Raw genomic sequence first — 23123 nt, 5'->3', positions numbered from 1 at the left:
CGGCGATAAGGATGGCTGTTCTTGCATTTAGACACTTCATATTGAATATAACGTATTCCGTTAACGGTTATTGATGTCGCTCCGTGCCGGAAATATACGATTCACCATGGTCCGGAACTCATTTACGAAGCCCTGCAGCGGGTATCCGGCGCGTGCCTGATCGGCATAACCATTCACACGCTGTACGAAATCGGGATTGGCCGATACATATACTGTTGTAATCTCCGGGGCGTAGCTTCTGATTTGATTAGCTACCTTGTCCTTTATGCCCATGGAGATATCGCCATTCCTATTGTTCATCCGATTTCCTGTCCCCATGCTTCCGATACCCATCGTACCCTTTGATCCGCTTCCTCCTGCTGTTCCGGTCATGGCTCCTCCTGCACCGTCTGCAGCTCCGCGGCCTGCACTTAAGCTGTTCAGCATACCGCCTCTCATTGTGCCGCCATACGCAGAACCACCGTTCATGCCGTTCATGCCGGTCATGTTCCCGTCCGTACCGTAAATTCCATTGTTGTTCAAGTCGCCTACACCGCCGTACTGGGTACTCCCTTTACCGGTAATCCCTTTGCTTTTACCGAACATCGCTCCACCGGTACCCGTCAATGCCCGATTAGGCATCTCTTCACTGTAGCCGGTCATCGTCCGGTCAAGCCCCGTCCGTGTCGTTCCCCTGGCTTCTCTTGTGCCGTTTAGACTTAATGGTGTTGGTCCGTTACCTGTACCTAAAGCCGAGGGATTCCCTGCACCAGTAACATTGTCCAGTGTAACAGCTACATATGCGCTTTTACCTGCCAGCATGACGTTCGCCGTTCGGATCTCCGGCATTGCCGCGATACGGTCAGCCAGATCCTGGCTCATCTCCAGCCGGTCGAAGTTATGTGTTCCGTTCATCCGTCCAGTCGTATTTACATTTAGCCGCCCGTCGTTTACTCCCCTGACATTCTTAGTAGTGACTTTATTATTCCCGGCGGCGTCATTCGTGCCGCATCCCGATAAACTGACCATGCCAAGAAGTAAGGCCACTGAAAGGGATGTGTTGATTGTGGATCGCAACATGACTGAACCTCCATCTCTGCAAAATATAATGTTTAGTAACACTGGTTAGCATGTACTGCCCCAGGGCAGGTTATGCTGAAAGGATTTGACATTCGATCTGCTTAACCGTCACCGGTCAGTGTTGAGCGGCATATTTTATAAACAGTAAGCATGATTTCCGGCAATTTGGTTCAGGAGGGTTGGGCATGAAGATATTATTCACGTTCTATGTACCGAGTGGCGGTGTTGAAACACTGAACAATCTGAGGTGCGAGAGCCTGCAGCGTAGCGGTATCGAATGCCATGCACTGTATCTCAAGCCGGGAACGGCAAGCCACAATAAGGCCGCATACCCGGTATTTATTACTTCTGAGGATTCAACCATCCAGCAGTTACTGATTAAGCATCGTTATGACGCGATTGTTGTCACTTCGGATTTTAGTATGATGGAGCGACTTCGGCGACTGGGTTATACAGGGATACTGATATATGAATCACAGGGTCTAGGAACCCGAGACTATGCGGAGATTGTAATTAAGAATGCTGCTCCTTTTCTCCAGTCGTACTGCAATGCAGTGCTGATTCCGCCTACGGATCATTTGCTGGAGCTTTTTATGTCCATATGTCCTTGGCTGCACCGGTTTGTTATTCCCAATATCGTGGATGTGCATACGTTTTGTTACAAACCGGCGGAACCGCCTATAGATCCTGTAATCGCTTGGGTAGGCAGGATTGAACCTAATAAAAACTGGCGAGAATTCCTCCATATTGCGAAACGCCTCCGGGAGCATAAGCCTAATCTGCATTTATGGATGTTTCATGATCCTGATTTGGCGGGAGAAAGCGAGAAGGAGCAATTTGATATTGTTCTGCATGAACTTGGACTGAGCGACCGTCTGGTCGTGTTCACTAATATCCCGAACGGATTCATGCCAGTCTATTATTCCTCGATCGTTAACTCCGGCGGGTTTCTGCTCTCTACATCCATAACGGAAGGATTTGGTTATGCGGTTGCTGAGGCCATCTGCTGTACCTGTCCGGTACTGAGCACGGATTCCGACGGTGTCCGTTCTTTTATTTCACATAATGTTACAGGCAAGTTCTACCCGCTGGGCAATGTGGATGTAGCTTTAATGGAGGCATTGGAGCTGATGGACAATCTGCCTTTGCGGGAATCTATCCGACAGCAGGGAAGAACATCTATGGTAGCTAATTATGGATCAGAGCAGTATGCAGAGTCTTTTCGTAAAATGCTGAATGCCTTTTCCATATTCTAAGGAACAACAAAAGAACCTTCATCCCGCTTATGCGGTTTGAAGGTTCTTTTCGTTGTATTCATCTGCTTATTTGGACAAAAAATGATATATTTCCTTTTGAAATACCTCTGCGCTTCGTTCCCAGTTGAACCGCTGTGAATCCTGCTCGCCATTCCCGGCTAGCCGTTGGCGCAAGCCCCTGTCGTTAATTAAGCGGATGACATCGTTACCTAATTGATTCTCATGGCGGTAGGACATCAGGCAGTTATGCTCATGGACGCAATATTCCATATTCCCCCCGGCATAGGTAGTGACTAGAGCAGCTCCACAGCGCATAGCTTCCAGTCCCGGCAGTGAACCTGAATCATAGGTACTGGAGCTTACAAAGATATCTGTCTCATTATAATGAAAGCAGAGTTCTTCATCATTCCCGGGTGTACGCATCTGAAACATGCCGTCATCCGCAAGTTCCTGAAGCATTACAGATTGGGATAATTCTGCAGGTGGAGTAATCAGGTAGATATCCACCTCCGGATGGACTTCCTTGACCCATTTCAGCTGCCGAAGCAGATATTCCTGCTCCCGGTGTCCCGAGAATCCACCTTCTGGCTTCCGGACAATCGCCGAGACTAACACCCTCTTCCACGGCAACTCCCTGAACCCTTGGTTATAGAAAGCCGGTCCTACTCCAACCGGAATAATCTTCCCTTTAATTCCGTGATTCAGACGGATGGTTTCTTGCTCCCAGCGGGAGATAACCATCAGATTTTTACAGATGTGATATGAGGCATAGGACAGATTGTTATTCGGCAAAAAGGAGGGCTCGTAACATAGCGCCAACCGGATATGAACTCCTCTGCCCAGCTCGCTAGCCTCTTGCGCCGGAGCAACAGTCGTATAATAATTCGAGACAATAACATCTGCATAGGGAAAGTCGATGGCTTCCAGATTTTTTTTGCCAGTCAAAATGATTCCGCACCGTATCTCATACTCCACAACTCCACCAAGCGGCATTACCAGATTCACTTCATGTCCTAACGTCACGAGATGATTAGCCAGTTCAAGCAGCATTCTCTGCGCTCCACCCCGACACAAGGTCAGTATTGGAATGGTTACTCTCATCGCCCCCGCTCCTTCCGCAACAGACGTGAAAGACTCTTGTAATGAGACTCCTGGACACGGACAATCTCGCGTTTCTGCTCTTCACCATGCAGGGCTGAGCCCATGAGTGCATGAACACGATAGTCCAGCAATGGCTCTTCGAGATATGACCAGTCATACCGCTGCAGGATGCGAAGCCATAGATCATAATCCTGGGTATATAGAAGCGACTCGTTAAACAAGCCCACTTTGCGTAATATATCAAAACTCATGACAACCGTACTTCCGTTCACGGGGCATCCCTTCATCATGATCTCGATCTGGTGAGCCCGGTCCCGGAACGGATTACTTATAATAGAAGAATACCGCTCTCCGAGGTTGTTGATATAATAAAAACCGGTATGGCAAAAAGACGTACCCTCCCGCTTCATCAGATCGACCTGCTTCCTGATCTTATCGGGGTGAAACCGGTCGTCTGAGCTTAACCACGCGAAATAAGAGCCGGAGGCGGCACTTATTCCGTGATTAAGGGCTGTTGCTGTACCGCCGTGAGCTTTATGAATATATTTAATTGTATCCAGGTAAGGCGCCAGATTCCCGGTATGGATCGTTGAGCCATCATCAACAACGATGATCTCGATATTCTCATAGCTCTGGGCCAAAACGCTCTCGACAGCCTCATGAACGTACGGGCAATTGTAGAATGGAATAACCACCGAAACCTTTGTTCTCTTATCCATGGGTCCAAGCTCCTTCTCCGATGAACGGCCCTATAGATTTTTATAGGCAAGGAGAGCATCCAGAGGAGGATGATCTGCACCGAAGGATTCAAGAAATGATAGATTCCCTGCATGATGGAAACCTTTCAGCACAATCACATCGTAGCCCAGCTCCTGAAAATCCTCCGGCTCCCAGCCACTGCTATGCTTCTGGTAATACTCTCCATTTAAATGATAGTGATCCACTCCAGACTGCGGAAAAAAACCCTTAGGGGTGAAGACAATTACTCGCCGTGAGGCGATACGTTCCGCCATGGCCAGCACTTTTTTTCCGTCCGCCATCGTAAAATGCTCTATCGCATCAATCATCGTAACCATCGAAAAGGACTTTGGCATAAAAAGCTTACTCAGATGACGTGCATCCGCATGAACAGGGATGATGTGGGGAGAATGGAACGCGCGGTTGATGAGATAGGGACGGTGTATTTCAAGGCCTACGATGACGGCAGCCTCATATTGTTCAAGTAATGTGCCCGTTCCGCAGCCAATGTCCAGAATACTTTCGGCGAATTTCAACTGCTCAAGCAGCAAAGGCAGAAAGTCCTTTACAGTGATCTCCTGCAACATCGTTCATTCCTCCTACACGTTATACGTTTGCGGGTTATCCTCCCATGGATGTAATCAAAGCCTGGAGCGGAGCATTGTACCGTGCTGATGTAGCTGCTGCTTCGGCCATGATCTGGTTGTAGTGTTTAAGCGTACCCATTCCATCATGGCGGCGGTAGGCAGTTAAGGACTGATTCAGCATGACCGGCAAATAGCCGTTAAGAATCGCCCGATACCACAAATCAAAATCATGGGTGAACGGCAACCCTTCATCAAACAACCCGATCGCACCGAATATATCTCTCCGGAACATAACAGTGCAGCCGTTGATAGGATTGGCATTTAGAAAGCATCGCAAGAATTCAAGCGGATTCGTAAAAACCACGGAGGCATTCAGCTCAGTCAATTGGGATAATCCGTTGATATAGTTAAAGTTGGTATAAGTGATCAAGAGGCCATTCTGCTGCATGAAGATCGCCTGATTATTCAATTTATCGCGGTAAAACATATCATCCGAGCTGAGCCAGGCGACATAATCTCCCGTAGCATGGCGAATGCCATGATTCAGCGCGGAGGCAGTACCTCCATTGCCTTTTCCTAAATAATGAATGTAAGGAAGATACGGAATGATCCGCTCTCCATGAGAGGTTGAGCCGTCATCAACTACGATAATCTCGTGAGGCTTTAGCGATTGGGCCAATGCGCTCTGCAGCGCCTGCTCAATATAGGGGTCATTATGAAAAGGAATGACAATAGATACTTTCGGATTCATCTTATACCGCCTCCCGTGCCGCTTCGGAAATAGTCCATTATATCAGAAAGTGACCGATCCAGCGGAATTTCCGCCTGCCAGCCGAGATCTGCTGCATCCACCTCAAGGGGGACAGCCCTTCCAGAAACAGGTATGCTATCCCTGACCCTATTCGGAGAAGAAGGTGAAGGGGCTGGAGTACTCCCCCCGACCCCCTCTGGATCGGGCCCCCAATCCATGGGTATAGGAGCACCCGACAATTGCAGCAGCCGTTCCGCAATTTCTCCTAGCTTACGTTGTTCTCCCGAGCCAATTCGGTATATGGTGCCGTTCTGCCCCTTCTCCAGTATCCTTTCGTATGCCTTGACCGCATCCCGCACATCGAGGAAATCACGAAGAGTCAAGCGGGAAGACAATTTGAAAGGGGGGCGGGGCTCCCCTCTTTCACTGCGGATAATATGCTCTGCCAGCAGCGAACAGAATCCGGTGGAAGGTCCGGGACCCATAAGGTTACACGGCTCCGCCAACAGAATCTGCTGCTTAAAGAGCGTACCCCAAGCCAGCGATACTAACTCCTCCAGAGTTTTAGTGAGACTATAAGGATGAGGCGGCAGGGCTGTGCCGATTCTATACTTCAGCCCCGATCCGGCAACCAGCACGCGGATGGAAGGATTGGAACGCGCCGCCTCCAATAAATACAGCGTAGACATGACGTTAGTCTCCATGTAGAGCAGCGGATTCTCCCAGGACTCCGGCACGGAGTTCTTACCGGCCAGATGAAGAATTTCATCCGGAGCGGTCTCCCCAACCATCCGGGCAACCGCCTGCCGGTCGCTCAGTTCGCAGATATATACCTGAACCCCATCCGGAAATAAAGGTAGGGCAAGATCGCCGGGGCGAATCTGCTGACGCAGCACCGCCGTTACTGCTGCCCCCTTCTGGACGAAATAGTTCACGGCATGCCGCCCGGTGAACCCGCCGGCTCCCGTAATCAGCACTCTCCGCCCTCTCATGAGGTACCTCCGGGAGTCTTCATCCATGCCGCAAGCTCCGAAAGCATCACAGGATAGGAAGGAAGATCAAAATGGACATCTGTACGTGTGCATATGAGAGTCCGGTCCTGCACAGGAGTATCGTCCGGAATAATCTCGACATTCTCCTTGCCAAAAGCTGTCTGCATGTATTGCAAAAGTCTATATTTACTAAGAGGCTCAGGATGAGCCAGATGAATCAATCCATCAACCGGGGATTCCAGCAGGTGATCAATTACCTTGGCCAGCTCCAGAGTGGTCACCCCGTTCCACATGACATTAGAGTATCCAGGAACGGTTCCGGTCTGTGCCAGAAACCACTCCATCAGTCCGATGCCCCCGGTGCGGATCTCCGGACCAATAATGGAGGTGCGAATGGTTAGATGTCCCGCATCCCGAACCTCCCCGAGGCTCTTGGTAATGGCATAAACGGAAGTGCCATCTGGAGTATCGTCCTCCGTATAACCGCCGCGTGTTCCTTCGAACACGCAGTCACTGCTTATATGAATCAACCGGGCATGAATCATGTCGGCGGCCCTCCGCAGACGGTGAGGCAGAAATCCGTTGACATGGTAAGCCCCGATAACATTCTCCTGGGCAAATTGATTCAGTATGCCCATCGCATTTATGATGCAGTGGGGGGAGACGATCTCCACCAGCTTCTCCACCCCGGCAATATCGTCCGCATCCACATACAACCCTCCGAGATCACGCTTATCCCGGGTTGTATGGAAGACATGATGTTTGCCCTGGCGGCGAAAGTAGTCCGCCAGCATATGACCCGCCATCCCGTTTCCGCCGAGGATAAGCAGCTTCATTGCAGAAAACCTCCCCGGATGAGTATCTCTTTGATCTCCTTTTTATTCATGAGATTTGTCTCAGAACTGAAGCTGTTGAAAGAGACTGGTGTATACCGGCTGTAATAGGCTTTCAGCCCCGGCATATCCAGCGTAGGCAAAATTACGAGGTATTGCTCGTCGTACACCACAGTCGTCTGGCTTTCAAAATCACTCATCAGGATTTCATGAATTTTCTCTCCGGGCCGGATACCTGCCTCCACTAGACTTACATTCTCCTTCCCGGATGCTTCTATCAGCACCTCAGCCAAATCGATGATCCGGCATGTAGGCATGGTCATGACAAATATTTCACCGCCAATACTGACCTCAGAAGCTTTAAACAGTAAGGTGATCGCATCACGCAGGGTCAGGAAGAAGCGGGTCATATTCATATCTGTAATACGGACCTGCCCTTTATCTTTAATCTGTTTCATGAATAAATGCACAACACTGCCGTTGGTTCCCAGAACATTGCCGCCCCGTACGGTAACAAAACGTGTATTGGAGCCGAGCAGATTAGCATACACAATCAGCTTCTCGCCAATCGCCTTCGTCATTCCGTAGAAGTTGGACGGATTGGCTGCTTTATCGGTCGAAATATAAATTACTTTGCTGACATTACAGGCAATAGCTGCCTCAATCACATTCTGCGTACCGACCACATTCGTCTTGAGTGCTTCATAAGGCTGATCCTCACAGACCGGAACATGCTTCAGGGCCGCCAGATGGAATACATAGTCCACCCCCCGGCATGCTGCCGTTAAGGCATCCTTGTCTCTGATGTCCCCAATGACAAAGCTGAGTCGGTGATCCTCGAACTCCCGGCTCATCGCTACCTGGGCAGACTCACTGCGTGAGAAGATGATGATCTCTCTCGGGCCTTGCGGCAGTAGCTGTCTAATCAATTCATGCCCCCAGGAACCGGTACCGCCTGTGACCAGAATCCTTTGATTATTAAACATGCAGGTTCCCTCCAAGCAGAAATTTAACTACCTTCATCGAAACGTCCGGGGTCAGGTATCCCTCGGGTGCCTCCCAATTCCGCTCCAGCGCTGTCATCAATTTGACGCAGCGCACGATGCTTCCGCTATCCACTCCCGATACTACGTTGCTCCCGCAATCTACAGTTTCCGGGCGTTCGGTAGTTCTGCGAATCGTAATCGTCGGCACACCCATCAAGCAGCATTCCTCCTGGACGGTTCCACTGTCCGTAATAGCACAGCGTGCATGCTCCTCCAAAGCTACGAAGTCAAAAAATCCAAAGGGTTCATAAAATTCCACTAGCGGGTTCATATGCAGGGATAATTGCTCTGTAAGCTTGGAACGTGTGCGGGGATGAATACTGCAGATCAGGCGGATTCCGAAATGCTCGGCAACCCCGTTTAGACCGGACATAATTTCCTTGAGAGACTGTGGATCATCAACATTTTCAGCCCGATGGGCTGTGACCAGGAAATACTCATCCGGTTTTAATCCGAGCTTCTGCAGTATTTCACTAGCCTGGATTTGCTCCTTATAACGGGTTAACACCTCGAATATCGGATTTCCCGTCAGGACGATACGCGAACCGGGAAACCCTTCCTTGAGCAAATGCCTTTTGCTCTGCGGCGTATAAGGCATGTTTATGGTAGACACAGCATCAATGACGCGGCGGTTTTTCTCTTCCGGTACCCTCAGATCAAAGCAGCGATTCCCCGCTTCCATATGCATGACTGGAATACCCATGCGCTCGGCAAGGATTGCACATAAGGCGCTGTTGGTATCCCCCAGCAGCAGGACGCGGTCCGGCTGTTCCTTCTGGAGAATCGTCTCCAGTCCGCCGAACATCGCAGCGAGCTGGCCTCCCAGTCCCGACTGCTTCTCTTGCAGTACATAATCCGGAGCACGAAGCCCAAGCTCAGTAAAGAAAATCCCGCTAAGACTGGCGGTGAAATTCTGTCCCGTATGCACCAGCACATGCCGGTCCGCATGCTGGTCAAGAAGCGGAATGATCACGCTTAAGCGGATGATCTCGGGCCGTGTGCCCAAAATCGTCATGATCTTCATGAGTTCACTCCCCTGCCTTCTTTATTGATGAATTGGCCCATTGACCACAAGTAAATCTTATATATCACGGTGAACTTTGGGCGTTAAGGCGTTAGGGTGTTAGGCCGCTCTGCGGCGGCGGCTTGCCCGGCGCTTGCCTGACTTGCGCCGCCGGGCGGAACCTGACCGCCGCTTGCGCCCGGCGCGGCGCGGCTTTGCCGCCGGGTGACGCCGTCCCCGGCGGGCCCGGGTCTTGGCGCGGCTCAGCTTGCCGCGCCGGAGCTTACGACGGCGCAGGCGGGCCCGGCGCTTGCGGCGGACACGGCGCGGCGGTGCGGCTACTGGCCCAGCCGCTGCCGCGTCTTGCGCTAACGCCGCAGCTTCCGCTGCCGCAAGTGCGCCTGCCGCGGCGAGTGCCTCCGCTGCCGCGGCCTGTCTCGCGGCGATGCGCTCCGCCTGCGTCAAGCAATAGCGGAGGTTCCACACCTCCGCCAGCCCCTGCAGGCGTGCGCGGTAAGCGAGCGGCCCGTATACGGCCTCCACCCGCTCACGTGCATAGAGCCCTACGGCTTGCGCCAGCCCCGGCTCCGCCAGCAGAGCGCAGACCTTATCGGCGAGCGCCTCCTTATTGCCCGCCGGAACGAGATACTCGGAGCAGCCTACCGCTCCCAGTATTTCAGCCAATCCACCGGAATCATAAGCAACAACCGGTTTGCCGAATGCCATCCCCTCCAGAGCTGTCATTCCGAAGCCCTCGCGGATCAGGCTTGGTACTACAAGCAGATCCAATGCGCAGTAAGCGGCAGGTATACACTCCTCATATCCTTCAAAATGAAAATGAGAGGATAGTCCCTCCAGCTTCACCTTACGTACGCAACGCTCATAATAGCTCTTATCTCCCGGAGTCCCTATAACTAGGAAGTGGCTGTCCGGGTGCCTAGCCGCCACCAGTACGGCCATACTTACGAAATGTTCCAAGCCTTTTTCCTTATTAATGAAGGAAGAAATGTATCCAATCAAAGGTTTAGCCGGAGCAACATGCAGCTCTCTGCGGCGTTCCCCCCTCAGCTTGCTCCAGGCCTCCGGCATAAAATCGGCATCATTCCAGGAAGGTGGCAGCAGGATGACCTTACTTGCACGAATATACTCCGGGAAAGGTGAAGCAGCCGTATGCGAAATAATCAGGATCTCGTCACTATTCTGGTGAATCAGATCCACACTGATGGATGTGTATTCGTTATCCGTAATCGTCTCGGAAATTTTCCAAACTACCGGTATCCCGAGTGATTTAGCTGCAATCGCCGGCAGCACGTGTACGCACGTGCTGGTAATGACTAGCGCCGGATTAATATTCTCCAGCCATTGCCGCAGCTCCCGATATTCAGATCCGGCCTGAAGCTGCCGGGCATCTTCCGGAAGCCCGGCATAGGGAGTGTACATCCCATAGAGCAGTGGAATCGGCAGCAGATGAACCTGGATTCCGCTGTTTCGGGCTTGGTGCGTCAGCTTACCCTCCTGGGGAGCTACAAGCAGGCAGTTGAAATAGAGGGACAGCTCCCGTGCGAAGAACAGTAGAAGCTTCTCTGCACCCGTAATACTGCGTGTATTGGATACATGGGTAAAGAGGACAATCGTCGCTTTATCCGCCATGGGCGTCTTGGCGCTCCCTCGAAAGGTCTCGGAGCAACCATTCACCTCCTAAAAGTTTTGCGAAGCAAAACTCACTTCGTAAGCATGCCATACCCGGTACTCCAGTATATGGCCGGAGGGACAGATGCTGGCACGACACCTGTCCCCCCAGTATTCGCACAAATTCATTTCCGGGTCAGCCAAAAATAACAGTCAGCAGCTGATTCAAGCGTTTAGTATACGTATGATCCTGGAGTGTACGCTCCAGAGCACGCAGTGCAATCGCCCGGCGTTCCTCTTCATGCGTCAGATAAAAACGGACTTTCTCCATCATTTCCTGCGGACTGGTATAGGTTTCAATCTCTTCACCCGGTTTATAGAAAGAGCTTAGGTCATCCCTTGCGTCACATAGCTGCAGTGTTCCGGTAGCGGCGATTTCGAAGGTTCTCGGATTAGGTGAAGCTGCCGGGATCGAAAGAGTATTGTTATTGCCAAGCTCATCGATATGGGAACGATGCAGGTTAATGACAATTTTGGACCCGCTGTACGCTGCCGCAGTCTCCTGCGGTGACATCCATTTGCCGATCTCAATCCGTTCCCCATATAACGGCGCTTCCGGAAGACGGTCCCACCAGATTCCGTTAATGATCGTGTTGTATTGCATCAGTTCAGGCATAATGGGCCGGAAGAAATCCACCCTGTTCCAGTACGCAGAACCGATAAAGCTGATTTCCCGCGAGATCGGTGAACGTGTAAGTGTCGGACGGTAGTGGTCGCGGTGAGCGGCAAAAGGCAAGTAATGAACCTCCTTGCAGCCGAGACCTCGGTAGAACTCAATACAATTACGTTCAAGCGTAAAGACGTAATCATAATGGGCGACGAGTTTCATTGTAAAATCGGTATAATACGGGTCATCTGTAAGCCAAATCGCCGTAAGGATGCCAAATCCCCGCAGAATGGCGATTTGATCCAGCGGCAGATCCATTCCATCCAGCACGAGCACCAGATCCGGCCGGTTCTGTGACGCAAGTTCGACCAGATTTTGACGAACGTCCGTTACGGTGACTTGGGTTGTTAATTTCTGCAGCGAGGACAGGACCGCATCATCGAGCGGAGAATACGGATACCCCTTGCCGGATGCAACATACATCACGTGAATATTTCGGACAGGCTGCGGCTCTTCTGGACGACCGTCCAGTATAGCCAATCTCCCTCTCAGATAGCCCTCATCATAACCACCCTTGAAGCCGATAAGTCTTCCTCTCAGTTTCTCTTCTTCCGCAATCGTCAGCGGGAACGGCGGAACAGGCATTACAAAATCATTGTGCATGGGTTGTCGCTCCTTTTGTACGAGTCATGTCGTTCAAACACGCTGGGTAATCACATTAAGCAGGTGTGGCAGCCGGGCCATAAAGGTATGTCTGGTCAAAGTAGTATGGAGACTTCTCACCGCGTAGAGACGGCGGTCCTGTTCATGCCCCAGGTAATACTCCATCTTCGCCTGCAGCTCTTCAGCTGAGCCAAAGGTATCCAGATCATAGCCGGGTCTATAATAATTCCCCAGATCCTCTCTGACATCAGTTAGCTGCATCGTCCCGCAGGCACTAATCTCATACGTACGGGGATTAATGGAGCGTGATGGCAGTCCGAACGAGTTGCGGTTATCCTGACCCGGTTCCCAAGGTCTGTGGATGTTGATTACCAGCTTCGCGCCGCTATAATAGTTCGCTGTCTCCCCCGGTGGAATAAATCCATTGCTAATACAGGGGGCCAGCTTGTCGTAAGTGCCTAATCTCTCCCAGAAGCCTCCGGCAATCAGTGTCTTTTTACGGCTAAGGTAAGGGGCTAGCTGATCAAAAAGCTCTGTACGGTTAAAAAAGGCGTTGCCGATAAAAACAATGTCATAGTCATATTGGGGTCCGGTGCGGCGCGGATAAAACATTTTGGGATTGACGCATAAGGGCAGGTAATGAACCGAGTCCGCACCCAAAGTACGGTAGAAGTCCACACAGCCCAGCTCATGCGTGAATACATGGTCATAACAATTGCAAATCACTGAGGTATCCTCTGTAAAATAAGGATCATCCACAAACCAGATGGCTGTCCGGATACCCATCTTGCGGATCTCCGCAATCTGATCCAAATGATTCTCAGGGAATACATGCAGCCCGTTCATCACAAGCACCACTTCCGGATGCTCCCGGGCCGCCATTTCGAGCATGGCTTCAGGAGAACTGATGATCAGTTCACTCACGAGCTGGCCCAGCGCATCTATTACACCGGCGTCTATCGCCTCGAACCCTTGAGGCACGTACATCAGCTTAAGCGGCCTGTGTTCCCCCGTCTGTTCGGGAACCATTCTTCGTACAGCCTCGCACATGCCGAGCAGGTACCCATCCTGATAGCCGTTACGGTATTCCCGCTTGCGCTCTCTTTTCATGTGATCTCACGTCCTTCACTTGGCCCTTTCATCTTCTCAAGACAGTATAACTATATGCGGAGTCAGCATCCGCCTCATGGACATCTGTCTGTAGCAGGGCGAAATTGGCATTTGTCCCCTGTCTTTCGCCCGAAGCATGAGCCTTTCGGAAGGCTCCATACCAAAAAAGCAGCAAGCTCCGTTAGGGAACCTGCTGCTTTTTTTCTGTATAAACAAGCTGAACTTAAGAATCTAACAAAAAGGCAAAGGTAACGGAGGGGGATTTTTGGAACTGTAGGAGCGGGAGCGTCCGCCTTTGTCTCCGGATTTCAACCGCGAACAGCGGTTTTAATAAAGAAATCTGGAGACAACAGCGGCCGGAAGTCCAAACATTCACCGTAGTTACTAACTCGCCTAACTGGCAAATTCTTAGCTTCATTCCATATAGAAAGAAGATAGAATAGAGGGTCTGCTATCCCCTCCGAGTACCCCTCGCAACTAGCTTGCGGACAAGCCATGCGAACATCACGACCGCCATCATATCGAAGCTGACATTGAACATAAACAAATGTTTGCCGATATCCGCGCGCCCGTCACCCATGATTGGAACAAGGAACGAAAAGATCCCGATCAATCCCAGCAGCATCAGCAGCTCAATCGCCATTTTGCCCCTTCGGCTGGTGCTGCGGAAGTATTCGTAGAGCGCTCCGGCGAAATAAAGCAGATAGAATGAGCCCAGAAAACCAAGCGTGTGGGGCACAGTTTTGTTCTTGAATTCGCTCCATCCACTGTATGTATAGGTAAGCGCCCCAGGCGCTTTATGTTCCAGCTTCTCGTAATTCCCAAGATAATAAGGGCGAATGGACATGCTGTTTCCGGCCGCATATTTCATATTATCCAACAGCCGACCCGGATGTTTAATATAGAAGAATAGAATATCCTTGTGCGACACACGGTCATAGAAATCGGGTCCAAGCGAAGGATCATCCTGTTTAATGGCTGTTCCGCTCTGGAAATAGTTCGTTCCCGCCAGCACCTCAAGTCTCTGAGGCAGCCCGAGCTCCTGTAGATCCCCTCTGACATCCTTCGATTCGTTCAGCACCCCGAAGAATACCGTCTGATACAGATTAATATGCTTGAGCTCCTTCGGCGCACCGGCGTACAGTAAGGCAGAAACCGCAAGCACAGCCCCGGAGAACCACAAAGCCAGCTTTCTCCAGCTTCCCGCCCCTTGCAGGGTGGACAACCGCAGAAAGATTAAAGCAAAGGCGATGCCAATTGGAGCATTCTGGATTTTGGAGCAGACCAGAAAGATTACCGCGATAAAAAATAGCGTGAGCTCTTTCGTGGTTGGCTTCTCCCGAGTGACTAATCGCAGTCCGAGCGCAAAAGTCAGCAGCATAAACACCATGGATACCGGTTCGCCAAACAGCGAATTGAAATAGGCCAAATATCCGATGTCATAAAAAACAAACAACAGAACCGCTCCCAGCAGCAGCCCCTCCGTCCATGAGCCGCGAGCAGTATTCTTTACGACAAGCCAGGTTGCGGCGAGCAGAAGAAGAATATATACCGCTCCCAACATCCGGATATCAAAGTAGCTGCCGTGAACCAGACCGCCGAGCAGCCGGGGGATCAGCACCAGAAAGATTTGACTGGAAGGATAAAAGCCGGTGAATAAATCATCATAGGCAAAGCGGGAGTGGCTGTAGCTGAAAAAACGGTCAGCATACGGCTCTCCAGCCTCATAGTAATTCAGACCGATCGTATTCATCATCCGCAGGAAATCGCCGTTATCGGCAACTCCCGTAAACGGGGTGAAGAACATTAGTCCAACAGCAATGACAAGGCCTGCGAGGACCACTGCATTCTCCGGTTTGAAGAACTTTCTCATCCATATTCCCCTCCTAGCGCTGCGGAAGCAGCTTCACATATTCATCCGATAGATTCATCAGCTTCAAGATATAGTTGTAGTCATTTTCATATTTTGCGAAGTCGGTAACCGGCTGATAAGTATCCAGCGACACCGCCTCACCATCGCTGAATCCCTTGCCGGGAACAAACATAATATCATTATTAAAAAAGGACCCCGTCGGCAAATAATAGCGCATCCCGACTACATTACGATCTATGTTGAGCAAATCATGTCCAAAAGCCGTATAACCCTCGGCCGGCAATGAGACACCCAGCACGTTGGCCAACGTAGGCATAATGTCCATTTGACCGCCAGTGGTATCCACCTTCTGTCCTCCGGCAAGCCCGGGCACATGCATAATCAGAGGGATATTAAAGCGGCTGATCCGTGAATCGTACCGGATGCCAAGGGCTTCCTCTACCTGCGCAGCATCCACATCCTGCGGCTGCAGCCCAAAGTGATCACCATACAGCACAAGTACGGTATTCTCCCACAATCCATTTTTCTTAAGTCCGTCAATCAGTGTACCCAGTGCATAATCGGTATAATTGATCGCCGTCAGATAATCTCCAAGCATGGTGTCCTTCAGATGGTCAGGCACTGTGATTTTCTTGAAGGAATCCGGAATCTTGAACGGATGGTGACTGGATGCTGTAACAAACTGTGCGTAAAAAGGTACTCCTTTGGCCTGCAAGGCACCCAGTTTCTCTACTCCCGTCCGGTACAATTGCTCATCTGAGGCTCCGAATGCGTTGAAATGATCATTCGTGAAGGAGTTCTTGTCGTAGTAGCCGTTAAATCCGATCGCCGGATACAGCTCATTTCGGTTCCAGAATCCTACCTTATTTACATGAAACGTATACGCCTCATACCCTTGCTCACGCAGAAGACGGGGCAGGCTCGGCAGCACTCTATCGCCGAATCCGGTGGACATCGCAAGCGTACCGATGGGATAGATTGACGTATTGCTCATGAACTCGGCATCGGATGTATTTCCCGGGCCGATCTGCTGAAAGACATGCGGGAAATAGAATCCCTCTTCAGCCAATCCGTTCAGCACCGGCGTCAGCACCTGGCCATCCAGGGACTGATGAAGCGGGAAATTCTGAAAGGCTTCCATCTGCACAACAATAACATTCTTGCCCTTTTGTGAAGCAAAATACGACGGGGTCGTTCCCGCTGCCTCATCCGTGTAGGAATATCCGGATTCCAGGGCAGCTACTTTTGCCGCCGTCTCCTTGATATCTCCGGTTCCTACAAGACCGTTATCTTCATTAGCCTTAATGGCAGCCACCACTTCATAGTTCAGGAATCCGGAGCTTTCCGCCTGTACCAGCTCATTCGTAATTCCGCGTGCCGCATGAATAGAATAGACCGAAAGAGACAATCCGCCGATGACGCTGATCAGAATAACAATCAGATGAATTCGGCGGGTTCGCAGTGAGATATAGCTGCTAGAACTACGGGTTCTTGCAGAGCTCCGGCTCCAGCGACGAATAGCAGCAAATAGTATAAACAGTATAAGGTCAACAAAAAATAAATAATCAATCCACTGTACCGTAGACTCCACGCTTTCCTTCACCTGAAATACCTGGTTCAGCTCATAAAACGCCAAATAGGTGGGGACCGAACCAAAGTGATTAAAATATACGCTTGCCGCAAACAGCAAGAAAGAGAGTATTCCGTTAAATATCCAGAACGCGCTCGTCTTCGCTTTTGCAGGTGTCACAAGATAGATAATTCCCATCAGTAGCAGCATCGGTGCAGCATCTGCCGCGACCCATTCCCAAGCTATCCTGTCAAAGAACAGTATTCGCAGCAGAAGCAGCTTCAGCAGCAGAATTCCTGACACCATATAGAAATGGACTCTCCCGCGCCCATATATTACATCCTTATTCATGTTCCTCTTACCTTTCATTTGTGAAATAATTTCCAGATGTCTGTAAAATATCAGATTTACTTAGTATAGCAATACTTAATATGTATATCAAAACTAAGTTCCCGACTATCAGGTGGAATAAAATCGCAAATTTGTCGAACAAAGCGGGGAATCAAGCGAAAGAGGCTACGAAATCCACCCTTAGCACTGACTCAGCGGTTATGCTGCGAAAGCGGCAGGGCAGATCGTAGCCTATGGTTTTAAGGCAATGGGTCAGTCACGGATCAGGTTAATGCCAATGGAGTTCGCGTAAGGAGCCGTTGAATAGAACGGTTCGCCTCATGCAGCACCGTCTCTTTATCAACCGTTCGAAGTACGCCTTTCTCCATAAGAATTTCACCATCGACAATTGTCGTTTCCACATCTGCACGTGTGGCCGAATATACAATTCGGGAAATCGGGTCCACATCGTATGAGGGGAAGGTATGGAAATTATACAGGTTTAGAATGGCGAGATCGGCCTTCTTTCCCACTTCAATACTCCCGATTTGATCCTCCATCCCAACGGCTTTGGCCCCGCCAATCGTAGCCATGCGGAATACGGTTCTGGCATCCATCGTTGTTGGTCCATGCTGCGGCTTCTGAACGAGCGCCGCAAGTCTCATTTCATTGAACATATCCAGATTATTGTTACATGGTGCTCCATCTGCTCCAAGACTTAGGGAGATATGCTCCTGCAGCATTCCGGGAATATCGGCAATGCCGGAAGCCAACTTCAGATTGGAGCCGGGGCAATGACTGACATGAACTCCTCTGTCATGCAGAATCCGGTGCTCCTGCTCATCCATCCAGATACAATGGGCCAGAATAAGACGCTCATTGGCGAGTCCCAGATGATCCAGGTAGACGATATTGCGCATGCCTGTCATCGCCTGCACAATTTCGATTTCCCCAAGATTCTCTGAAGCGTGGGTATGAACCTTTACCCCGTAATGCGCGGACAAATCGCGCACCTCCGTGAGCAGCCGTTCCGTGCAGGAGATTACGAAACGAGGAGAGAACGCATATTGTATACGTCCGCCGCCATACCCGTTCCATTTCTCCAGCAGATCAACACTCTCCTGAAGAGATGCGGTTGTATCCTCTTGAAGCGGCTCCGGTACATCTCCACCTTTTTGATCCATCATCACTTTACCGGACAAGGCTCTGATTCCGCTTTTGGCAATCGCTTGAAATGCATAATCCGTATGATGCACCGTCTCCATATCTACAATCGTTGTAGTTCCGCTAGTGATCAGTTCCCCGATGCCGAGCATAGCTGAGTAATAAATCGACTCCTGATCATGCGCCGCCTCCAGTGGCCAAATCCGCTTGCGCAGCCAGTCCATCAGCTCCAGATCATCCCCTTTGCCGCGAAACAATGTCTGGCATAAATGAATATGCGTCTGCACAAACCCGGGAATGATCGTACGATTTGTAGCATCTATCACCTTTTCATCCAAGAGGGGAACAAGGCTGCCGCCAATTTCAGTGATTATATTACCCCTGATTCTGATATCGCCCCGGAGAATCTCCTCCTGCTTGTTCATCGTTACAATTTCCGCATTTTTGATAAGCAGATTGCCCATAGCCGATTCCCCCTTGTCATTATTGATTGCCCAGCTTGGATGTAACACAAAATGGCCACAAAAATATGCCGGAGCATATTTTCGTAGCCAGAAATTTACGGTTCCCGGTAGAGACCCTTAAACCAATTATTAAGGATATACGAAAAAAGGACTATTCAATTAGAATTTGAATAGTCCAATCATAAAGCAAAGACAAGTTCAATGTCAAGAAAGTTGACGCCAAATTCGAATTAATTCAATATTTCCACAAAAAAACGCAATGCATGTAACTTTTTATAACACAAACTCTAGTTCAGTTGCTTTTATAGGTTCATCGAAGAGATTATCTTCTCAAATACAGGAAACTCTGCGGTTCGCCCCGGAAAATGCACCTCGCCCCGGCGGTCATACCCCAAGCGGGAATACAGATCCAGTGCTCTCGAATTTTTAACATAGGTATCTAGCCGGATACTTCCATAACCATGCACCGCCGCATACTCTTCGGCAAAAGTGATCAGCTTTCTCGCGATGCCTTTCCCCTGGACCCCGGGATGTACGGCAAGCCGGTGCATCACTAAATGCGGCCCCTTATTGTCAGTCCAGCGTATATGCTGATATTGCTCCGCCTGATTCTCATCCAGGACCAGAATTCCGGTGATCCGCTCTTCCTCCAGACAGACAAACAGCGCGTTGCGTTCAATATCCCCACTAAGAATCTCCCGGTTCGGGTAACTTTCATCCCACTGGTCGCTTCCACCCTTTTGCATCACCAGCACACATTCTGCCACAAGCTCCATAATCTCATCCAGTTCATTCATCTGCGCAGTCCGAATAGTATTGTTCATGGTTACCCTCTCCCCTGTTGTCTTTAAATGTTGTATCTACTTCTTATATTCTAGCAGTCTACCACGAAATGAAGGTTTCGGTCTCCTTAACGCAAACTGACCCGTTCCAATAACCATGAACATGGTTAAAGAAACGGATCAGCTTCAGTTCTTAACAAACACTTCATGAGAACAGTGGGAGACTCTTCAATTACGAGCTGACTACATTCACATTCACCTTATTAATCACATAGGTACCCAGCAATTCGAATTCTTCAATCATTTTACCGGCGTCCATGTCATAAAATCGTTTAACGGCAATTTCACCAAACAAATTTTGCCGCTGGGAAATAATCGCATCCAGTACACCCTTCTTCAGGTACTCCAGATTGTCCGGGTTATTGTCGAACCCGATGAATTTGGCCCCTGTCAATCCATGACGCTGTGCATAAAGCGCGGCAACACCGCCGAAATCTCCGTCCACACCTGCTGCCAGATCAAAGGAAGGACTACTCTGCACTATTTTCTCAAAATCATCGAGTCTTTGGCGATGGTCCAGGAATCCTCTTTGTACACCTACAATTTCAACATCCGGATAACTGGTAAGAGCATCCTTAATCCCTTTCAAGCGGCGTTTCTGGTTCTGTTGCTCATCGTTCAGCGCACTGAGGATGACCTTTCCGCTGCCGCCTAGTATTTTAGAGATCAGGTTACCCATATTCTGGCCTGCTTCATAGTCATCCGTGCCTATAAATACGGCTCTACGGCTATCCTTCATATCTGTATCCACGGTGATGGTTCTTACTCCAGCGGAACTTAGCTCGTCCACCACAGGTACGAGAAGTCCTCGGTCGGCCGGAATTAGAATTAGGTAGTCTATGCCTTCCTGCTTAAGCTGGGCAATCGTCTCCATTTGCTCTTTGGCACTCGATGTGCTCGTATGTCTGCTTACAAATTCAAAGCCGTATTTGTATGCTGCCTTGCGTGTGTTATCAATCATGACTTCAGTGAAAGGATGACCTTCCGGCAAGTTACTGACAAAGGCTACCCGCTTGCTTCGAATGTCCTGAAGTTCCACCTTATACTGATTCACGGATTCACCGATCTTATCCACAACACTCCACAATGTACCGGCTAAATCGTACAAAATATCATTCGATCCCTGCTGCTGCATACTGAGTGATGCCGCTTCTTCCGTAGATGCAGCAGACTCCTGTGCAACCGCAGCAATGCTGGTAATGGAATGGATAATGTGATCCTTGGACTCGTCGAGCACCGCAAATTGTTCTCTGATCATCCCCTGATGCTCGATCAGTTCTGCTACACTACCGTTAATATGTTCAAAAGCACTGCGGACATCTTGGATCGTCTGCTGCTGTAACTCAAACTTCTCCGATGTGGAGGCCATCTGGGAGACCGCTAAGGTAATCTCATTCTTAAACGATGCGACAAGCTTGCCGATTTCTGCAGCTGACTTGAAGCTTTGATCCGACAGCTTGCGGATTTGCTGGGCTACCACAGCAAATCCGCTGCCTGCTTCGCCGACTCTCGCAGCTTCAATCGTTGCATTTAATGATAACAGGTTGGTCTGTGAAGCGATATCAGTGATGGTCGATGTAATCAGGTTCACCTGATTTGCGCTTTCATCCAGCTTTTGCATCCGGTTGATAACGTTCTTCAACTCTTCCTTCGTCTTATCACTTGACTCAATCGTACGCAGTACGTTGGAATTCCCCTGCTCCTTGAGCTCTCTCAGACGGGCAACACCCTTGTCCATCGTATCAATAGCCGTAAGCATCTGCTGAAATCTTACGGCCAGCTCAGTGGTTGCCTTGATTCCATTATCCGCGTCTTCCGCTTGCTGGCTCGCGCCATGGGAGACAGCCAGATTGGCTTCCGTCATTGCCTTGGATTGTTCGGAGGATTCAGCCGCCGTGTCAATTACTATGGAGGTAAGCTTCATGATCTGACCGAGTGAGTTCTGAAAATCTTTAGTGAGATTCGTAAACTCGTCCAATATGTATGCCGCTTCCGCACTCTCTTTTATTAATTGAGAGGTTTGAGCATTAAGCAGCAGGTCCTTGTTTCGCAGCACTTCCGCTGTCAACCCGATGTAATTCTCTGTTCGAGGTCTTATAAAAAGTACAGAAGCGAAGCCGATAATCCCTAATACCAGAAGAATATTTCCAGTTAAAGCATCAACTTGCCTCAGCGCCAGACCCCCTAGCAACAATACGAATACTGCGGTCCCACTGTACTTCCCGATTCCCTTGAGCACGGCATTTCCTCCATCCGGGTGTTGTATATTTGTATTGTAAGGGATTACAGTGGTAATTACAGTAGTTTTTTTATTTTTTGCATTCTGGGGAGGCAGCACCCACAGGCTGCCCCCCTTTAGCATGCTTCTCAGCTAAATTCCAGTTTATGCCCGTCCTCGAAGCCCTTGGCGAAACCCGCGTCGAATCCCACGTTGTACGCTTCGGTGTAGCCCTGCTGAAAGGCGTCTCCCGGCGGCATTTCCGGCGGGACGCCGAGATCCGGGGGGAGCGGAACAACCTCCACGGCGGCCGGAGGAACAACGACAGGTACTACGCTGACCGGCGGGTGAACCGCAACCTTCCGGACAGCACGCCGGCGGATACGTCTCTTTCTGCGCAGCAACAGCCCTTTCTTCCCCTTTCCGTAGCGGATGAGTCTCCGCGTACGGCCTCTGCGGACCTTACGGGCAAGACCCTTACGGACTCTAGCTTTAGCACGCAAAAGCGCTCCTCTGCGCGAGGATGCTCTTGAACGAAGCGCTCTGAGGCTTTTCTTTTTCTTCATGCTCTACTCCTCCTGTACTCCGTGACTCTTGCACTTGCCTCCGGCACAGGCTTGCTGAGCCATGGGGCAGCGGGTACCCCTGTCTTCTGCCGGTGCAGCGAAATCCCGGACATCATCCGGCACATGGCGCTTTGATATTCACTTAAAATCCTAACATTGTCACTCAGTTTGCGGGCGGTCACTTCGGAGTGCTCCGTAAGTTCGGCAATACTCTCCAGAATGGTCGCCAGTGCAGCCTGACTCCGTGCTATAGAGCGGATCATCTCCAGCTTGACGGCACGTTCCGAGAGTAAAGGATCTGTCATTTGTCTTCATCCCCGAATCCGAAGCCATCCCCCATACCGCCAAAGCCTTCCCCGCTGCTTTCTTCCCCACTGCCAAGAACAGCTTTCAAATTGCTGTACAGTCCATTCTCCAGCTTGGTTAGTCCTTCCACCAGTTCCACAACCTGCTCATGGATGGACAAGGATTCCTTTAATTGTGACTCGTGATTGTCGAAAGCCTTTGCGTGGATGTGATGATATGTCCACTGCTTCACCTTCTCCGCTTCCACCGCCTTGGCTTCCAGAATCATTGCGATGTTCCACTGGATAGCGGCGCTCGACTCCAGCATTTGCAGATATGCTTTTTCTCTGCTCATGATCCGCCTCCCGCTTTTAAC

The 23123-nt window shown here is 50.2% G+C and carries 21 protein-coding genes and 1 riboswitch; of the genes, 1 reads left to right on the top strand and 20 read right to left on the bottom strand.

The annotated features are described in order from the left end of the window. Positions 1–60: 60 nt before the first annotated feature. Positions 61–1059 (bottom strand): YhcN/YlaJ family sporulation lipoprotein, encoded by a 999-nt coding sequence (locus tag ACAN55_RS08150; protein WP_379130623.1) that lies wholly within the window; start codon positions 1057–1059, stop codon positions 61–63. A gap of 185 nt (positions 1060–1244) precedes the next feature. Between ACAN55_RS08150 and ACAN55_RS08145 the strand changes: the two genes are divergently transcribed. Then, the gene (locus ACAN55_RS08145) at positions 1245–2315 is read left to right on the top strand and encodes a glycosyltransferase family 4 protein (RefSeq protein ID WP_379130621.1); all 1071 of its coding nucleotides are present in this window, start codon (positions 1245–1247) and stop codon (positions 2313–2315) included. Positions 2316–2381: 66 nt separating this feature from the next. Here ACAN55_RS08145 and ACAN55_RS08140 read toward each other — a convergent pair whose 3' ends face one another. The 19 genes from ACAN55_RS08140 to ACAN55_RS08050 form a co-directional block, all read right to left on the bottom strand. After that, entirely contained in the window at positions 2382–3416 is a 1035-nt protein-coding gene (locus ACAN55_RS08140) for a glycosyltransferase family 4 protein (protein ID WP_379130619.1), read from the bottom strand. After that, entirely contained in the window at positions 3413–4135 is a 723-nt protein-coding gene (locus ACAN55_RS08135; RefSeq protein WP_379130616.1) for a glycosyltransferase, read from the bottom strand. The genes ACAN55_RS08140 and ACAN55_RS08135 overlap by 4 nt, the downstream gene beginning before the upstream one ends. Before the next feature lie 30 nt (positions 4136–4165). Next, positions 4166–4741 (bottom strand): class I SAM-dependent methyltransferase, encoded by a 576-nt coding sequence (locus ACAN55_RS08130; RefSeq protein WP_379130614.1) that lies wholly within the window; start codon positions 4739–4741, stop codon positions 4166–4168. A gap of 34 nt (positions 4742–4775) precedes the next feature. Then, positions 4776–5492 carry a glycosyltransferase family 2 protein gene (locus ACAN55_RS08125; protein ID WP_379130612.1) on the bottom strand — a complete coding sequence of 239 codons (717 nt, stop codon included), beginning with the start codon at positions 5490–5492 and terminating at the stop codon, positions 4776–4778. Continuing rightward, positions 5489–6484 (bottom strand): NAD-dependent epimerase/dehydratase family protein, encoded by a 996-nt coding sequence (locus ACAN55_RS08120; protein ID WP_379130610.1) that lies wholly within the window; start codon positions 6482–6484, stop codon positions 5489–5491. Before ACAN55_RS08120 ends, ACAN55_RS08125 begins: the two co-directional genes overlap by 4 nt. Continuing rightward, on the bottom strand, positions 6481–7320 hold the full coding sequence (locus ACAN55_RS08115) for a dTDP-4-dehydrorhamnose reductase family protein (protein WP_379130607.1): 840 nt from the start codon (positions 7318–7320) through the stop codon (positions 6481–6483). The genes ACAN55_RS08120 and ACAN55_RS08115 overlap by 4 nt, the downstream gene beginning before the upstream one ends. Next, positions 7317–8303 (bottom strand): polysaccharide biosynthesis protein, encoded by a 987-nt coding sequence (locus ACAN55_RS08110; protein WP_379130604.1) that lies wholly within the window; start codon positions 8301–8303, stop codon positions 7317–7319. The genes ACAN55_RS08115 and ACAN55_RS08110 overlap by 4 nt, the downstream gene beginning before the upstream one ends. Beyond that, on the bottom strand, positions 8296–9387 hold the full coding sequence (gene wecB / locus ACAN55_RS08105; RefSeq protein WP_379130601.1) for a non-hydrolyzing UDP-N-acetylglucosamine 2-epimerase: 1092 nt from the start codon (positions 9385–9387) through the stop codon (positions 8296–8298). Before wecB ends, ACAN55_RS08110 begins: the two co-directional genes overlap by 8 nt. Before the next feature lie 99 nt (positions 9388–9486). Further along, positions 9487–11061 carry a glycosyltransferase gene (locus ACAN55_RS08100; RefSeq protein WP_379130598.1) on the bottom strand — a complete coding sequence of 525 codons (1575 nt, stop codon included), beginning with the start codon at positions 11059–11061 and terminating at the stop codon, positions 9487–9489. Between the two features lie 130 nt (positions 11062–11191). Beyond that, positions 11192–12307, bottom strand: a complete 1116-nt coding sequence (locus ACAN55_RS08095) for a CgeB family protein (RefSeq protein WP_379130903.1) — start codon at positions 12305–12307, stop codon at positions 11192–11194. Positions 12308–12358: 51 nt separating this feature from the next. Further along, the gene (locus ACAN55_RS08090) at positions 12359–13435 is read right to left on the bottom strand and encodes a CgeB family protein (RefSeq protein ID WP_379130595.1); all 1077 of its coding nucleotides are present in this window, start codon (positions 13433–13435) and stop codon (positions 12359–12361) included. Positions 13436–13886: 451 nt separating this feature from the next. Continuing rightward, a complete protein-coding gene (gene wsfD, locus ACAN55_RS08085) occupies positions 13887–15308 on the bottom strand; it encodes a glycan biosynthesis hexose transferase WsfD (RefSeq protein ID WP_379130592.1) in 1422 nt (473 codons plus the stop codon). A gap of 13 nt (positions 15309–15321) precedes the next feature. Then, on the bottom strand, positions 15322–17229 hold the full coding sequence (locus ACAN55_RS08080) for an LTA synthase family protein (protein WP_379130588.1): 1908 nt from the start codon (positions 17227–17229) through the stop codon (positions 15322–15324). 263 nt (positions 17230–17492) lie between these two features. Then, a complete protein-coding gene (locus ACAN55_RS08075; protein ID WP_379130586.1) occupies positions 17493–18836 on the bottom strand; it encodes a 5'-deoxyadenosine deaminase in 1344 nt (447 codons plus the stop codon). A gap of 64 nt (positions 18837–18900) precedes the next feature. Continuing rightward, positions 18901–18999, bottom strand: a riboswitch (purine riboswitch). A gap of 139 nt (positions 19000–19138) precedes the next feature. Further along, entirely contained in the window at positions 19139–19660 is a 522-nt protein-coding gene (locus tag ACAN55_RS08070) for a GNAT family N-acetyltransferase (RefSeq protein ID WP_379130583.1), read from the bottom strand. A 190-nt stretch (positions 19661–19850) separates the two neighbouring features. Further along, positions 19851–21917: a substrate-binding domain-containing protein gene (locus tag ACAN55_RS08065; protein ID WP_379130581.1), complete on the bottom strand. Its 2067-nt coding sequence runs from the start codon at positions 21915–21917 to the stop codon at positions 19851–19853. Between the two features lie 128 nt (positions 21918–22045). Continuing rightward, positions 22046–22462, bottom strand: a complete 417-nt coding sequence (locus ACAN55_RS08060; protein ID WP_379130578.1) for a hypothetical protein — start codon at positions 22460–22462, stop codon at positions 22046–22048. Next, complete coding sequence (locus ACAN55_RS08055) at positions 22459–22767, bottom strand: hypothetical protein (protein ID WP_379130575.1); 309 nt, start codon at positions 22765–22767, stop codon at positions 22459–22461. The genes ACAN55_RS08060 and ACAN55_RS08055 overlap by 4 nt, the downstream gene beginning before the upstream one ends. Then, positions 22764–23102, bottom strand: a complete 339-nt coding sequence (locus tag ACAN55_RS08050; RefSeq protein WP_379130572.1) for an alpha-helical endospore appendage domain-containing protein — start codon at positions 23100–23102, stop codon at positions 22764–22766. The genes ACAN55_RS08055 and ACAN55_RS08050 overlap by 4 nt, the downstream gene beginning before the upstream one ends. Positions 23103–23123 lie beyond the last annotated feature (21 nt).

This window comes from Paenibacillus oryziterrae (genome assembly GCF_042610485.1).
In the GTDB taxonomy this organism is placed as follows: domain Bacteria; phylum Bacillota; class Bacilli; order Paenibacillales; family Paenibacillaceae; genus Paenibacillus_AQ.
The sequence above is the reverse complement of the archived record's forward strand: the minus strand, read 5'-3'. Positions and strand labels throughout refer to the sequence as shown.

Coding starts and splice junctions, on each gene's coding strand:
- ACAN55_RS08080 (WP_379130588.1), bottom strand. CDS start 17,229: ATGAATAAGGATGTAATATATGGGCGCGGGAGAGTCCATTTCTATATG.
- ACAN55_RS08060 (WP_379130578.1), bottom strand. CDS start 22,462: ATGAAGAAAAAGAAAAGCCTCAGAGCGCTTCGTTCAAGAGCATCCTCG.
- wsfD (WP_379130592.1), bottom strand. CDS start 15,308: ATGAGAAAGTTCTTCAAACCGGAGAATGCAGTGGTCCTCGCAGGCCTT.
- ACAN55_RS08090 (WP_379130595.1), bottom strand. CDS start 13,435: ATGAAAAGAGAGCGCAAGCGGGAATACCGTAACGGCTATCAGGATGGG.
- ACAN55_RS08115 (WP_379130607.1), bottom strand. CDS start 7,320: ATGAAGCTGCTTATCCTCGGCGGAAACGGGATGGCGGGTCATATGCTG.
- ACAN55_RS08140 (WP_379130619.1), bottom strand. CDS start 3,416: ATGAGAGTAACCATTCCAATACTGACCTTGTGTCGGGGTGGAGCGCAG.
- ACAN55_RS08120 (WP_379130610.1), bottom strand. CDS start 6,484: ATGAGAGGGCGGAGAGTGCTGATTACGGGAGCCGGCGGGTTCACCGGG.
- ACAN55_RS08050 (WP_379130572.1), bottom strand. CDS start 23,102: ATGAGCAGAGAAAAAGCATATCTGCAAATGCTGGAGTCGAGCGCCGCT.
- ACAN55_RS08150 (WP_379130623.1), bottom strand. CDS start 1,059: ATGTTGCGATCCACAATCAACACATCCCTTTCAGTGGCCTTACTTCTT.
- ACAN55_RS08075 (WP_379130586.1), bottom strand. CDS start 18,836: ATGGGCAATCTGCTTATCAAAAATGCGGAAATTGTAACGATGAACAAG.
- ACAN55_RS08130 (WP_379130614.1), bottom strand. CDS start 4,741: ATGTTGCAGGAGATCACTGTAAAGGACTTTCTGCCTTTGCTGCTTGAG.
- ACAN55_RS08070 (WP_379130583.1), bottom strand. CDS start 19,660: ATGAACAATACTATTCGGACTGCGCAGATGAATGAACTGGATGAGATT.
- ACAN55_RS08135 (WP_379130616.1), bottom strand. CDS start 4,135: ATGGATAAGAGAACAAAGGTTTCGGTGGTTATTCCATTCTACAATTGC.
- ACAN55_RS08055 (WP_379130575.1), bottom strand. CDS start 22,767: ATGACAGATCCTTTACTCTCGGAACGTGCCGTCAAGCTGGAGATGATC.
- ACAN55_RS08145 (WP_379130621.1), top strand. CDS start 1,245: ATGAAGATATTATTCACGTTCTATGTACCGAGTGGCGGTGTTGAAACA.
- ACAN55_RS08095 (WP_379130903.1), bottom strand. CDS start 12,307: ATGCCTGTTCCGCCGTTCCCGCTGACGATTGCGGAAGAAGAGAAACTG.
- wecB (WP_379130601.1), bottom strand. CDS start 9,387: ATGAAGATCATGACGATTTTGGGCACACGGCCCGAGATCATCCGCTTA.
- ACAN55_RS08110 (WP_379130604.1), bottom strand. CDS start 8,303: ATGTTTAATAATCAAAGGATTCTGGTCACAGGCGGTACCGGTTCCTGG.
- ACAN55_RS08125 (WP_379130612.1), bottom strand. CDS start 5,492: ATGAATCCGAAAGTATCTATTGTCATTCCTTTTCATAATGACCCCTAT.